General features: G+C 63.0%; 16 protein-coding genes. 9 read left to right on the forward strand and 7 right to left on the reverse strand.

Annotated elements, in window-relative coordinates; translation table 11 throughout:
- Positions 1–51: 51 nt before the first annotated feature.
- On the reverse strand, positions 52–1,698 hold the full coding sequence (gene mqo, locus BMY68_RS23015; RefSeq protein WP_009044563.1) for a malate dehydrogenase (quinone): 1,647 nt from the start codon (positions 1,696–1,698) through the stop codon (positions 52–54).
- Positions 1,699–2,398: 700 nt separating this feature from the next.
- Positions 2,399–2,734 (reverse strand): hypothetical protein, encoded by a 336-nt coding sequence (locus BMY68_RS23020; RefSeq protein ID WP_009044564.1) that lies wholly within the window; start codon positions 2,732–2,734, stop codon positions 2,399–2,401.
- Between the two features lie 394 nt (positions 2,735–3,128).
- Here BMY68_RS23020 and BMY68_RS23025 point away from each other — a divergent pair, with 394 nt between their 5' ends.
- A complete protein-coding gene (locus tag BMY68_RS23025) occupies positions 3,129–3,362 on the forward strand; it encodes a DUF6555 family protein (protein ID WP_009044565.1) in 234 nt (77 codons plus the stop codon).
- An 80-nt stretch (positions 3,363–3,442) separates the two neighbouring features.
- On the opposite strand, the gene BMY68_RS23030 is transcribed toward BMY68_RS23025, so the two are convergent.
- Positions 3,443–3,691, reverse strand: coding sequence for a DUF1652 domain-containing protein (locus BMY68_RS23030; RefSeq protein WP_062825345.1), 249 nt, complete (start codon positions 3,689–3,691; stop codon positions 3,443–3,445).
- Between the two features lie 270 nt (positions 3,692–3,961).
- Between BMY68_RS23030 and BMY68_RS23035 the strand changes: the two genes are divergently transcribed.
- The 8 genes from BMY68_RS23035 to BMY68_RS23070 all read left to right on the forward strand — a co-directional run bounded on the left by BMY68_RS23035 (position 3,962) and on the right by BMY68_RS23070 (position 8,592).
- On the forward strand, positions 3,962–4,294 hold the full coding sequence (locus BMY68_RS23035; RefSeq protein ID WP_085534149.1) for a DUF6388 family protein: 333 nt from the start codon (positions 3,962–3,964) through the stop codon (positions 4,292–4,294).
- Between the two features lie 51 nt (positions 4,295–4,345).
- Positions 4,346–5,050 carry a YoaK family protein gene (locus BMY68_RS23040; RefSeq protein WP_085534147.1) on the forward strand — a complete coding sequence of 235 codons (705 nt, stop codon included), beginning with the start codon at positions 4,346–4,348 and terminating at the stop codon, positions 5,048–5,050.
- A gap of 64 nt (positions 5,051–5,114) precedes the next feature.
- Positions 5,115–5,507: a sulfurtransferase complex subunit TusD gene (gene tusD, locus BMY68_RS23045; protein ID WP_062826274.1), complete on the forward strand. Its 393-nt coding sequence runs from the start codon at positions 5,115–5,117 to the stop codon at positions 5,505–5,507.
- A gap of 3 nt (positions 5,508–5,510) precedes the next feature.
- Positions 5,511–5,873, forward strand: a complete 363-nt coding sequence (gene tusC / locus BMY68_RS23050) for a sulfurtransferase complex subunit TusC (protein WP_085534145.1) — start codon at positions 5,511–5,513, stop codon at positions 5,871–5,873.
- On the forward strand, positions 5,873–6,172 hold the full coding sequence (gene tusB / locus BMY68_RS23055) for a sulfurtransferase complex subunit TusB (protein WP_085534143.1): 300 nt from the start codon (positions 5,873–5,875) through the stop codon (positions 6,170–6,172). The genes tusC and tusB overlap by 1 nt, the downstream gene beginning before the upstream one ends.
- A complete protein-coding gene (locus BMY68_RS23060; protein ID WP_009044572.1) occupies positions 6,169–6,504 on the forward strand; it encodes a TusE/DsrC/DsvC family sulfur relay protein in 336 nt (111 codons plus the stop codon). Before tusB ends, BMY68_RS23060 begins: the two co-directional genes overlap by 4 nt.
- The gene (locus tag BMY68_RS23065) at positions 6,501–7,502 is read left to right on the forward strand and encodes a glycosyl transferase family protein (protein WP_009044573.1); all 1,002 of its coding nucleotides are present in this window, start codon (positions 6,501–6,503) and stop codon (positions 7,500–7,502) included. Before BMY68_RS23060 ends, BMY68_RS23065 begins: the two co-directional genes overlap by 4 nt.
- A gap of 88 nt (positions 7,503–7,590) precedes the next feature.
- Complete coding sequence (locus tag BMY68_RS23070) at positions 7,591–8,592, forward strand: glutathione S-transferase family protein (protein ID WP_085534141.1); 1,002 nt, start codon at positions 7,591–7,593, stop codon at positions 8,590–8,592.
- A 75-nt stretch (positions 8,593–8,667) separates the two neighbouring features.
- Here the strand turns inward: BMY68_RS23070 and cysG are convergent, their stop codons facing one another.
- The 4 genes from cysG to BMY68_RS23090 are packed head-to-tail and all read right to left on the reverse strand — an operon-like array spanning position 8,668 to position 13,056.
- The gene (gene cysG, locus BMY68_RS23075) at positions 8,668–10,062 is read right to left on the reverse strand and encodes a siroheme synthase CysG (RefSeq protein ID WP_085534139.1); all 1,395 of its coding nucleotides are present in this window, start codon (positions 10,060–10,062) and stop codon (positions 8,668–8,670) included.
- Positions 10,063–11,343 (reverse strand): serine--tRNA ligase, encoded by a 1,281-nt coding sequence (serS, locus tag BMY68_RS23080; RefSeq protein ID WP_085534138.1) that lies wholly within the window; start codon positions 11,341–11,343, stop codon positions 10,063–10,065.
- A gap of 16 nt (positions 11,344–11,359) precedes the next feature.
- A complete protein-coding gene (gene crcB, locus BMY68_RS23085; protein ID WP_007929222.1) occupies positions 11,360–11,734 on the reverse strand; it encodes a fluoride efflux transporter CrcB in 375 nt (124 codons plus the stop codon).
- Positions 11,731–13,056, reverse strand: a complete 1,326-nt coding sequence (locus tag BMY68_RS23090) for a replication-associated recombination protein A (protein ID WP_009044577.1) — start codon at positions 13,054–13,056, stop codon at positions 11,731–11,733. The genes crcB and BMY68_RS23090 overlap by 4 nt, the downstream gene beginning before the upstream one ends.
- Positions 13,057–13,064 lie beyond the last annotated feature (8 nt).

Genomic DNA, 13,064 nt, shown 5'->3' on the forward strand with positions numbered 1-13,064 from the left:
GGATATCCGCCCCAGGCTCCGGTTCACCCGACAGGTCGGGTGCGGCCGGTATTACAGGGCCATGTCAGCCGACGGGTTGCTCACTGGCGCCTTCGGCTTTTCAGCCGCAGGTTGCGCAGGTGCAGCGATCTGGCCGATGGCCGGTGGCGGAGTCAATTGCAGCACTTCGCTGGTGTAGGCCCACTCTTGGGCGACACGCTCAGGACTGCCGTTGAGCTGGGTACCGTAGCTCGGCACGATCTGGTGCAGCTTCGCCTGCCAGGCCGGAGTCGCGACCTTGTCCTTGAAGACCTTCTCCAGCACGCTGAGCATGATCGGCGCGGCGGTCGAAGCACCTGGCGAAGCACCCAGCAGGCCGGCAATGCTGCCGTCCTTGGCGCTGACGATCTCGGTGCCCAGTTTCAGCACGCCACCCAGCTGCTCGTCGCGCTTGATGATCTGCACGCGCTGGCCGGCCTGCCACAGACGCCAGTCTTCAGCCTTGGCGTTAGGGAAGTACTCTTTCAGGGCATTCAGACGATCTTCATCCGACAGCATCAGCTGGCCGGCGAGGTACTCGACCAGCGGGTACTCCTTGATGCCGACCTTGGTCATGGGCCAGATGTTGTGAGTGGTGGTAGTGGTCAGCAGGTCGAGGTACGAACCTTCCTTGAGGAACTTGGTGGAGAAGGTCGCGAACGGGCCAAACAGGATCACGCGCTTGCCGTCCAGCACGCGGGTGTCCAGGTGCGGAACCGACATCGGTGGAGCGCCGACCGACGCCTTGCCGTAGGCCTTCGCCAGGTGCTGCTCGGCGATCGCCGGGTTCTCGGTCACCAGGAACGAGCCGCCCACAGGGAAACCGGCATATTCCTGGGCTTCAGGAATGCCCGACTTCTGCAGCAGGTGCAAGGCACCGCCGCCGGCGCCGATGAACACGAACTTGGCGTCGGTCTGGGTTTCGGTACCGTCTTTCAGGTTCTTGTACACCACGCGCCAGGAGCCATCTTCGTTACGCTTGATGTCTTCCACTTCGCTCGACAGCTTGAGCGAGAAGTTCGGCTGGGCTTTCAGGTGGCCGACGAACTGGCGGGTGATCTCGCCGAAGTTCACGTCGGTGCCGAGCGGCGACCAGGTGGCGGCGATCTTCTGCTTCGGATCGCGCCCTTGCATCATCAGCGGGACCCACTGCTTGATCTGCTCCGGGTCTTCGGAGTACTGCATGCCGGCGAACAGCGGGCTCGCCTGAAGCGCTTCGTAGCGTTTCTTCAGGAACTTGATGTTGTCATCGCCCCACACGAAGCTCATGTGCGGAGTGGAGTTGATGAACGAACGCGGGTCCTTCAGGACATTGTTCTTGACTTGCCACGACCAGAACTGGCGGGAAATCTGGAACGCTTCGTTGATCTCGATGGCCTTGGCGATCTCGACCTTGCCGTCCTTGTTTTCCGGGGTGTAGTTCAGCTCCGCCAGGGCAGAGTGACCGGTACCGGCGTTGTTCCAGCCGTTCGAGCTTTCTTCGGCAACGCCGTCGAGACGCTCGACCATTTCCATCGACCAGCCCGGCTCCAGCTCATTGAGCCAGACACCCAGGGTCGAACTCATGATGCCGCCACCGATGAGCAGCACATCCACTTTCTTGGTCTCGGCGGCGTACGCGGAGCTGAGCCCCATCGTCATCGCCAAGCCCAGCAGGGCCGTGTTCACTTTTTTCAACATACTGTAGTTCCTACGATAGAACGCCATCCGCCCCCCCATTCTCGATCATCAGTCGCCCCGGCACCGCCATGGGTTCCCGCACTCAGAAGAACTGAAGGGTGGGCACACAAGGCCGACATGACACTATCGACCTCAGTTTATATGTCGCTCCTGCGCTGACTTCTTATTCGCTATTGGCTTCAGCTACTTGAGTGACACTATTTTGTTGGGACGCCTTCGGACAGCATCGATCGACGGTCCGAAACGCCCGCTAAAACCACATTCCCCTAGAGAGACTAGTCGGGTGTAACCAAAGGAGTGAGTCAACAACACCCGGTACTACGATCGGCCTGCTGCCAATGCCCTCGATCACCGCCTGACAGCGGCAAGGCCATGGGTATCGCATACAGGGACCGCCCCAACCCTGGCAGCCCTCCTGCTGAAAACGGACATAATGGCCATCATGGGTGGTGGCTAACGCGCCATTGTCTACTGGACGGATAAAGCCGTCAAAAAAACTGTCTGATTTGTCCTGTTTTTATGCAGAAAAGGACCTTGATGATTCAAGAGTTCGCCTGAATGCGAGCAAGGTGAGACCCGGACAAGACCCGGCACAAAAAAAGCCCTGATTAATCAGGGCTTTTTTTGTGGGCAGGAACGCGCGATTCAACGGCAACGGGCTGTCACTTTGACAACCCCTTCGCAGAAGGCATGAAGCGGCCTACAGGCAATCATGCACGGCCTTTTTCAGCACCGCGGACTTGGCCCAGGGGGTTCCCTGGTAGAGCGAGACCAGGCTGCCGTTCTTCGACTTCACCACTTCCATGACCTCATCCGATGCCAGGCTGCCAGGGGCGGTGATCCGATAGCCGTTGGAGATATCGGACTGGGTGCTCCTGGGCGTCTCGCGCTGCCAGGCCGGCAGAACACACTGCGCGTAATCTTTCGGCGTTTTGCCAGTCAGCTCACTGACATTCGGCTTGCCCGGTGCCAAAGCCGTGGGTAACGAACACCCGGCCAACAGTCCCATCAGCGACGCGCCTAGCCAAACTCGCATATGTCTTCCTCATCCCTAAAAAATCGAGAAATGTATCACTTGCCCGGGCTTATCGTTAGAAACACCTGCTTCTTTCGCCGAACGGTATTCCCGCCCCGCGATCATCACCTGATATCTGTCAAAAAACCGTTAACCCCATCACGTCCCGGAACAGGAAAATGGCAGTTTCTTCGCAAAGGCCTCGATTGACGGAAGTTCCCGCTGCCTGGCGCAACATGACACCTATTGAGGGCGGTTTCAGCCAGGGGCATTTGGGATACAGGAGAATGCCGCGAGGCATTTGAGGAATGAACGGCGACTGTCCATGCAGTTCGGATGAGTGGTGCAAGTCAACGCGTCCTTTTGGGAATAATCTTGAATCGCCACCACCCAACACAGCCCAAAGGACGCGGCGATGAACAGCATCAAGACTTTCGAAATTCGCTACTGTTTCGCAGGTTCGCAAAGAACCTTCACTTACCAGGGCAAGCGATTGAGCGACAGCGACACCTGGTATCTGGCCTTTCTGCATTCCGGGTGCCTGATTACCCATGACACCCCCTGCGGCGGGACCTACCGCACCATGCAGACATTCGCCGAGCGCAGCGGCGTCACGCTGGCGAACTGGAGAGAGTTGTCTGAAAACTAGCCCTCCCCGCACAACTCAGACGTCCGACACTGGCGCAAGGAAGCGCACTCAACCTGCCCGATGGTCCACTTGCACAACGACTAGAAACCGCCGGCAAATGCCCGACGCCCTGCCCTGATTTCAGTCCGCAACTCACCGACAAAATTGGCCACCGCGCGAACACTGGTGAGATGCTCGGTCGATACCCCGGTAATGAACAGATCGATCCGTCCGCTTTGCGGCTCGAAAACCTTGATCGCCAGGGAGCCGTCGGAGTTGACGGTGCAAGTGCAGGAAAGCGGCAGGAAACCGGACTCCAGGATCTGGCAAAGCTCGTCCATCGAGAGCATGAGAAATTCCTCCTTGGCGACGCCACTTGGAGAGAGTGCCCGTTGAGAATAGGTCACAAGAACGGGGCTCATACCAAGGCATTCAGTGGAAAGTGTTATCCAGCACGCATTTTTGCCTGGGCAATCCGCTCAGTGGCACGGTGCGGACCGTCCGTCGCACCACTCCACCCGGGAGCATTTTGACGCTGGACCGGCCAGGCGTTATGGTCGCTGGGCTTTCGCACAGCCCCAATCCGAAACGACTTCCTTCAACCCCATCCAGGATCGCCGATGGCCGCCCCCGAACACCCGCATGAAGTGGCCCTGCAAAAGTTTCTCGCGGCACGCCCCGAGCTTCGTGAAGCACTCGATCACCTCAACCCCTTGGCCGCCCAGGCCAGGGGCGAAACCCAGGAGCAATACCGCGCGGAGCGACTGCACGAAGCCTTCGAGGCCGAGGCGGAACGCCAGGGTCTGTTTGCCTGGGAGCTGAGCCTGCAACTGACCGCGCAGAGCGCGGAAGAATTCGCCGCGCGGCGGCTCGAAGTGCACCGGGAAGTGGCGGAAATGGCCGGCATGCCCTGGAGCGAGTATTGCCAGCTACATGGCCTGCCACGCGATTGAGCGCCGCTCGGGCCTTCGATAAAGGATCATTGTCACCATGAGTCAACGCTGATGCTGCCCTCTTCCACCAGCCTTCGTAGTAACCCGCAGCTGCTGCGGCGCCAGAAATGGCGCGGCCGCATAGGCCTGTGCCTGGTCGCCAGCCTGTCGGTGCTGGCCGGCATGACCGACGCCATCGGTTTCATCGCCACCGGGGACTTCGTCTCCTTCATGAGCGGCAACACCACGCGCCTGGCCGTCGCCATCAGCGATGCCGACCTGGCCCTGACCCTGCACCTGGTGCTGCTGGTCGTCACCTTCATCGCGGGCAACGCCCTGGGCATCGTCGTCAGCCGCTTGGGCGGCCGCCGGGCCTTGCCGCTGCTGTTGTGCATTGCCACGCTGCTGTGCGCGGCAGCTGCCTGGCCGTTTGAACAACGGCTACCGGCGGTGCTGGCCGCGATCATCGCCATGGGTATGCTCAATGCTGCCGTCGAGGAAGTGAACGGGCTGCCCGTGGGCCTGACCTATGTCACCGGCGCCCTGTCGCGCTTTGGTCGCGGCCTGGGCCGCTGGATGCTCGGCGAGCGGCGCAATGGCTGGCGCATCCAACTGGTGCCCTGGGGCGGCATGTTCGCCGGCGCCGTGCTGGGCGCCGTGCTGGAGCAGCATCTGGGCCTCGCGGCCCTGTTCGTCAGCGGCCTGCTGTCGGCGCTGCTGGGGCTGTTGTCGCTGAAGATCCCCCATCGCTGGCAGCTGGGCTATATGCCGCGCTAAAGCCACTTCGCCGGGCCCGACATAAAGCTTTATCATGGCCCCAGGTTTGCAGACAGAGTTCTACATGAAGTTCGCCATTGCCCTTTTTTCCGCTGCTCACGCGCCCTCCTCGCGCCGCGCCCTGGCATTCGCCCAGGCAGCGCTGGCCGGCGGCCACGAGATCGTGCGGCTGTTTTTCTATCAGGATGGCGTGCACAGCGCATCGGACAACATCGTCACCCCGCAGGACGAAGCGGACCTGCCCGCGCAATGGCGAACCTTCGTCAACGAGCACCAGCTCGATGGCGTGGTGTGCATTGCCGCCGCCCTGCGCCGCGGGGTGTTGAACCAGGAGGAAGCCGCGCGCTACCAGCGCCCGGCCGTCAATCTGAGCGCGCCCTGGGAGCTTTCTGGGCTCGGCCAGTTGCACGACGCCGTACAGGCGGCCGACCGCCTGATCTGTTTCGGAGGGCCATGAAACATGGCGCAATCCCTGTTGATCATCAGCCGCCAGGCACCCTGGTCCGGCCCCGGCGCCCGCGAAGCCCTGGACATCGTCCTGGCGGGCGGCGCCTTCGACTTGCCGATCGGCCTGCTGTTTCTTGACGATGGCGTGTTTCAGCTGGCCCCCGGGCAAAAAGCCGCTGCCGTGCAGCAAAAGGACCTCAGCGCCAATCTGCAGGCCCTGCCGCTGTTTGGTGTGGAGCAGCTGTTCGCCTGCGGCGCCAGCGTGGCGGAACGCGGCCTGGACCCGGCCGCGCTGAACCTGGACGAGGTGCAGGTCCTGGCCCCGGCCGAACTCGGCGCACTTATTGACCGTTTTGACCAAGTGATCACTCTCTGATGTCGACCTTGCACGTGCTATCCCACTCGCCTTTCACCGACTCCCGGTTGACCAGTTGCCTGCGCCTGCTTGGCCCGCAGGATGCCATCCTGCTGTGCGGCGATGCGGTGTACGCCCTGCAGCCCGGTAGCGCGCCGCTGGCGGCCCTGCAGGCACGCGGCGAGACGCTGTCGCTCTACGTTTTGGCGGAAGACCACCAGGCCCGCGGCCTGGAGGTCCCGGACTGGGCCACGAGTGTCGATTACCCGGCGTTCGTCGCGCTGTCGATCCAGTACGACAAGGTCAACAGCTGGTTATGAACGCACTGACTGTCGGCGAACGCGCCATCGCCCTGGACAAGGACGGCTACCTGGTGGAACTGGGCGACTGGTCCAGCGAAGTGGCCGCGGCCCTGGCCGCGGCGGAACAGATCGAACTGACCCCCGAGCACTGGGAAGTCCTCGAGCTGCTGCGCGGCTTCTACCAGGAGTTCCAGCTGTCGCCCGCGACCCGCCCACTGATCAAATACACCGCCTTGAAGCTGGGCCCGGACAAGGGCAACAGCCTGCACCTGAACCGACTGTTCAAAGGCACTCCCGCCAAACTTGCCGCCAAGCTGGCGGGCCTGCCCAAGCCGACCAATTGCTTATGACCGATCACACCCCGCTGACCATCGAGACGCCCGCCGAGCATCCTTTCGCGCAGTTCGTGCGCATTCTCGGCAAAGGCAAACGCGGCGCCCGCAGCCTCACCCGTGAAGAAGCCCGGGAAGCCATGGGCATGCTGCTCGACGACAAGGTCGAGGACACCCAGCTCGGCGCCTTCCTGATGCTATTGCGGCACAAGGAAGAAAGCCCCGAGGAGCTGGCGGGCTTTACCGAAGCCCTGCGCCAGCGCCTGCAGGCGCCGCCGATCAAGGTCGATCTGGACTGGCCCAGCTACGCCGGCAAAAAGCGCCACCTGCCCTGGTTCCTGCTGGCCGCCAAGTGCCTGGCGCAAAACGGCGTGCGCATCCTGCTGCACGGCGGCGGCGCCCATACCGCCGGCCGGCTGTACACCGAGCAATTGCTGGAGCCGCTGCACATCCCGCTGTGCCGCGACTGGCAGGCGGTCGATACCGCGCTGGCCCAGGGCAACCTGGCCTTCATCCCCCTGGGCGACTGGGCGCCACAGCTGCAACGCATGATCGACCTGCGCAATACCCTGGGCCTGCGCTCGCCGATCCACTCCCTGGCGCGCATCCTCAACCCGTTGGGCGCGCGCTGCGGCCTGCAAAGCATCTTCCACCCCGGCTATCAGGGCGTGCATCGCGATGCCAGCGGCCTGCTGGGGGACAACGTCATTGTGATCAAGGGCGACGGTGGCGAAATCGAGATCAACCCGGACAGCGCCAGCCACTTGTACGGCACCACTGGCGGTGTCAGTTGGGATGAGGAATGGCCGGCGCTGTCCGAGCAGCGCCATGTCAAACCGGCCAGCCTCGACCCCGAGCACCTGAAAGCCGTCTGGCGCGGCGATGTGCAGGACAGCTACCCGCAACTGGCGCTGATCGCCACCATGGCCCTGGCCCTGCGCGGGCTCGGCATGCCTCGGGAACAGGCTTTCGAACGGGCTCAGCACTACTGGGATGCTCGCGATAGATCGATTTAACCGATCATAACTGCCGGACTTTTGCGTAATTCGTTCGAACTCCTCGGATTAGACTGCACTCCAATGCACACTGACCGAGGAGTTTTTTATGGGCCTGCTGATTGAAGGACGCTGGCACGACCAGTGGTACGAAAGCAGCAAAGACGGCGCCTTCCAGCGCGAACAGGCGCAACGCCGCAACTGGGTGACCGCTGACGGCAAACCAGGCCCTAGCGGCGAAGGCGGTTTTCGCGCGGAAGCCGGCCGTTATCATCTGTACGTATCCCTGGCCTGCCCCTGGGCGCACCGCACACTGATCCTGCGCAAGCTCAAGGGCCTGGAGAGCCTGGTCGATGTGTCGGTGGTCAGCTGGCTGATGCTGGAACAGGGCTGGACTTTCGACCGAGCCCTGGGCTCCAGCGGCGACCAGCTGGACCATCTGGATTTCCTCCACCAACGCTACACCGCCGATACCCGCGACTACACCGGCCGCGTCACCGTGCCCGTGCTCTGGGACAAGCAGCAGAAACGCATCGTCAGCAACGAATCGGCGGAAATCATCCGCATGTTCAACAGCGCCTTCGATGACCTGAGCGGTAACGGCCTGGACTTCTATCCGGAGCCGCTACACCGCGAAATCGACGAACTGAACGCGCGCATCTATCCGGCGGTGAACAACGGCGTGTATCGCGCCGGCTTCGCCACTTCGCAGCAAGCCTACGAAGCGGCCTTCGACGATCTATTCGCCGAACTCGACTGGCTGGAACGGCGCCTGGCCGGCCAACGCTACCTGGCCGGCGAATACCTGACGGAAGCGGACATCCGCCTGTTCACCACACTGATTCGCTTCGACGCGGTGTATTACGGTCACTTCAAATGCAACCTGCGGCGGATCGCCGATTATCCGAACCTGTCGAACTGGCTGCGAGAGCTGTACCAGTGGCCGGGGATCGGCGAAACCGTGGATTTCACCCATATCAAGGGGCACTACTACGCCAGCCATCGCACCATCAACCCGACCGGCATCGTGCCGAAAGGGCCGGCGCAGGACTTCGATGCGGCGCATGATCGCGAGCGTTTGAGCGGGCGTGGGGTTTGGCGCAAAGGTTGAGATCGCTATCGCGAGCAAGCTCGCTCCTACAGGGATCGCGGATACCTGTAGGAGCGAGCTTGCTCGCGATGCTTTTCAGACCTGCGACTGCGCGCCTTCGAACCAGGCGAGCTTCTCGCGAAGCTGTACCACTTCGCCGACGATCACCAGGGTCGGCGCATGCACTTCATGCTCCGCCACCAGCTTCGGCAGATCCGCCAAGGTGCCGGTGAACACTCGCTGGTTGGAGGTCGTGCCCTGCTGGATCAAGGCGGCCGGCGTATCCGCCGAACGGCCATGCCGGATCAACTGCTCGCAGATCACCGGCAAGCCCACCAGGCCCATGTAGAACACCAGGGTCTGCGCAGGCGCGACCAGGTCGGCCCAGGGCAGATCGGTGGTGCCATCCTTCAGGTGCCCGGTGACGAAACGCACGGACTGCGCATAGTCACGGTGGGTCAAAGGAATGCCGGCATAGGCCGCGCAACCGCTGGCCGCGGTAATCCCCGGCACCACCTGGAACGGAATGCCCTGGGCCGCCAGCTCTTCGATCTCTTCGCCACCACGGCCGAAGATGAACGGATCGCCGCCCTTCAGACGCAACACGCGCTTGCCCTGTTTGGCCAGGTCCACCAATTGCTGGTTGATCTGCTCCTGAGGCAAGGCGTGATCGGCGCGGCGCTTGCCGACATACACCCGCTCGGCATCGCGACGGCACAGCTCGAGAATCGCCGGTGCTACGAGGCGGTCGTAGAGCACCACATCGGCTTGCTGCATCAGGCGCAAGGCGCGGAAGGTCAGCAGGTCCGGATCGCCCGGCCCGGCGCCTACCAGATACACCTCGCCCGGCGCATGGGGCGCGTCGCCGGCGATCTTGGCCTGCAGCAAGCGCTCGGCCTCCTCGCCCTGCCCGGCCAGCTGCCGGTCGGCGATTGGTCCCTGGAACACGTCTTCCCAAAAGGCACGACGCTGCTGCACGTCCGGAAACAGGCCTTTGACCTGATTGCGAAAACGCGCGGCCAGGCCGGCCAGCTGACCGTAGGTCGAGGGAATCCAGGTTTCCAGCTTGGCCCGGATCAGGCGCGCCAGCACCGGCGCATCGCCGCCACTGGAGACGGCGATCACCAGCGGCGAACGGTCGACGATCGCCGGGAAGATCACGCTGCACAGGGCCGGCGCGTCCACTACATTGACCGGCACGCAGCGCCGATGAGCATCGGCGGAGACCTGGGCATTGAGCGGTTCGTCGTCGGTAGCAGCGATGATCAGCACACAGCCGTCCAGGTCCGCCTCGGCATAACCGCGCGACAGGCATTCGCCGCCGCTGGCCGTGACCAGCTCGCGCAACTGGGGTTCCACTTCAGGTGCAACTACCCGCAGCAGCGCACCGGCGTCGGCCAGCAGGCGGGATTTGCGCAAGGCAATCTCCCCGCCGCCGACCACCAACACACGACTGCCGCGCAGGTTATGAAACAGCGGCAGAAATTCCATTTAGCCGATGACCTCAAGGCCGCCCATGTAAGGCTTGAGCACCTCAGGCACACGGATCGAACCGTCGGCCTGCTGGTAGTTCTCCAGCACCGCCACCAGGGTACGACCGACCGCCAGGCCGGAACCGTTCAGGGTATGCACCAGCTCCGGCTTGCCGGTTTCCGGGTTACGGAAGCGCGCCTGCATGCGGCGGGCCTGGAAGTCACCGCAGTTGGAGCACGACGAAATCTCGCGGTACTTGTCCTGGCTCGGGATCCACACTTCCAGATCGTAAGTCTTGACCGCGCTGAAGCCCATGTCGCCGGTGCACAGCGCCAGGGTGCGGTAAGGCAGTTCCAGCAGTTGCAGGACTTTCTCGGCGTTGGCGGTCAGGCCTTCCAGGGCTTCCATGGAAGTCGATGGCTCGACGATCTGGACCATCTCGACCTTGTCGAACTGGTGCTGGCGGATCATGCCGCGGGTGTCGCGACCCGACGAACCGGCTTCGCTGCGGAAGCACGGGGTGTGGGCGACGAACTTGATCGGCAGTTGCTTCGGATCGAGGATCTCGCCGGCCACGATATTGGTCAGCGACACTTCGGCGGTCGGGATCAGGTACAGATCGGCTTCGTTTTCACGGCTGATCTTGAACAAGTCTTCTTCGAACTTCGGCAACTGGCCGGTGCCCACCAATGCCGGTGCCTGCACCAGGTAAGGGGTGTAGGCCTCTTCGTAACCGTGTTCGCTGGTGTGCAGGTTGATCATGAACTGCGCCAGGGCGCGGTGCAGACGGGCGATCGGCCCGCGCAGCAGGGCAAAACGCGCGCCCGACAGCTTGGCCGCGGTCTCGAAGTCCAGCCAGCCGTGTTTTTCGCCCAGGGCGACGTGGTCCAGGATCGGGAAGTCGAACGCCGTCGGCGTGCCCCAGCGGCGCACTTCGACGTTGCCCTCTTCGTCGTCGCCAACCGGCACCGATTCGTGGGGCAGGTTCGGAATGCCCTGCAGGATCGCATCCAGCTCGGTTTGAATGGCGTCCAGCTCGACCTTGCCAGCCGCCAACTCGCCCGCCATGCGCTCGACGTCGGCCATCAGCGGCGCGATGTCTTCGCCGCGCTGCTTGGCCTGACCGATGGACTTGGAGCGCGCGTTACGTTCGGCCTGCAGTTGTTCGGTGCGGGTCTGGACGGTCTTGCGCTGCTCTTCCAGCGCTTCGATGCGTGCTACATCCAGGGCAAAGCCACGGGATGCCAGGCGGTCCGCTACGTCCTGAAGGTTGCTACGTAACAGTTTGGAATCGAGCATGTCGGTCTCTCGTTTATCAAAGTTTGGTCAGGGACAGGCCAGCCCAGGTCGCGAGCAGCCCGCCGAATACGCTGATGGCCGCATAGCCAAGGGCCAGCGGTATCTGTCCGCTTTCCAGCAGACGTACCGTATCCAGTGAAAAGGATGAAAAAGTCGTCAGGCCGCCAAGGAAGCCCACCATCAACCCGGCGCGCACCTCGATGGGCACCTCCGGGCGTATCAGAAACAGGCCGTACAGCACGCCGATCAGCAGGCAGCCCACGATATTAACGGCCAGCGTCGCGGTATAGAAGTGCCGCGGCCAATTGGCGCTGATCCAGTTACCGGTGGCAAAGCGCAATAGGGTTCCGGCAATACCACCCACCGAGACGGCAAGGATCAACGGGATCACGGTTTTCTCCGCTGCTTGGGGCTGGCCCGGTCAAGCTCCGCCAGGTGCTTGAGCTTCTCGCCGATCTTCAGTTCCAGGCCACGAGGCACGGGTTGATAGAAGGGTTGCGGCTCCAGCGCCTCGGGAAAGTAGTCTTCGCCGGCCGCGTAGGCATCCGGCTCATCATGGGCATAACGATATTCGTCGCCGTAACCCAGTTGCTTCATCAGTTTGGTCGGCGCATTGCGCAGGTGCAGCGGCACTTCCAGCGACCCATGTTCGGCGGCGCTGCGCATGGCGGCCTTGAAGCCCATGTACACGGCGTTGCTTTTCGGCGCACAGGCCAGGTAGGTGATAGCCTGGGCCACCGCCAGCTCGCCTTCGGGGCTGCCCAGGCGCTCCTGCACGTCCCAGGCCGCCAGGCACAGGCTCAGTGCCCGTGGATCGGCGTTGCCGATGTCTTCGCTGGCCATGCGCACCACGCGCCGCGCCAGGTACAGCGGGTCGCAACCACCGTCGAGCATCCGCGCGAACCAGTACAGGGCACCGTCCGGGTTGGAACCGCGGACTGATTTGTGCAGCGCCGATATCTGGTCGTAGAAGGCTTCGCCGCCCTTGTCGAAACGCCGGCGGGTATCGCCCAGCAGGCTTTGCAGCAGCTCGACACCGATTTGCGTGCCGTCTTCGGCGAGATCGGAGGCGTTCTCCAGCAGGTTGAGCAGGCGCCGGCCATCGCCGTCCGCCGCCGCCAGGAGCATCTGGAAGCCTTCGTCGCTGAGGCTCAGCTGGCGCTTGCCCAGCCCGCGCTCTTCAGTCAAGGCCCGCTGCACCAGCTTGTGCAGCGCCGCCTCATCGAGGCTCTTGAGCACATACACCCGGGCCCGGGACAACAGTGCGTTGTTCAGTTCGAAGGACGGGTTCTCGGTGGTCGCACCGATGAAAATCAGGGTGCCATCTTCGACATAGGGCAGGAAGGCATCCTGCTGGGATTTGTTGAAACGGTGCACTTCGTCGACGAACAGGATGGTCCGGCGCCCGTACTGGGCCGCCTGCTGCTTGGCGATCTCCACCGCCTGGCGGATCTCCTTGACCCCGGCCAGCACCGCCGAGACCGTTTCGAAGTGCGCATCCGAGACTTTCGCCAGGAGCCGCGCCAGGGTGGTCTTACCCACTCCCGGCGGCCCCCAGAAGATCATCGAGTGCAAGGCCCCCTGCTCCAGCGCTTCGCGCAAAGGCTTGCCGCGGGCGAGCACATGTTCCTGACCGACGTACTCGTCCAGGTTGGCCGGGCGCAGGCGCGCGGCCAGGGGTTGGGCGATCGGGTCACTGCGAAACAGATCCATGGCGGACG

Origin of the sequence: Pseudomonas sp. NFACC41-3, from assembly GCF_900109505.1 — a bacterium.
GTDB lineage: Bacteria > Pseudomonadota > Gammaproteobacteria > Pseudomonadales > Pseudomonadaceae > Aquipseudomonas > Aquipseudomonas chlororaphis.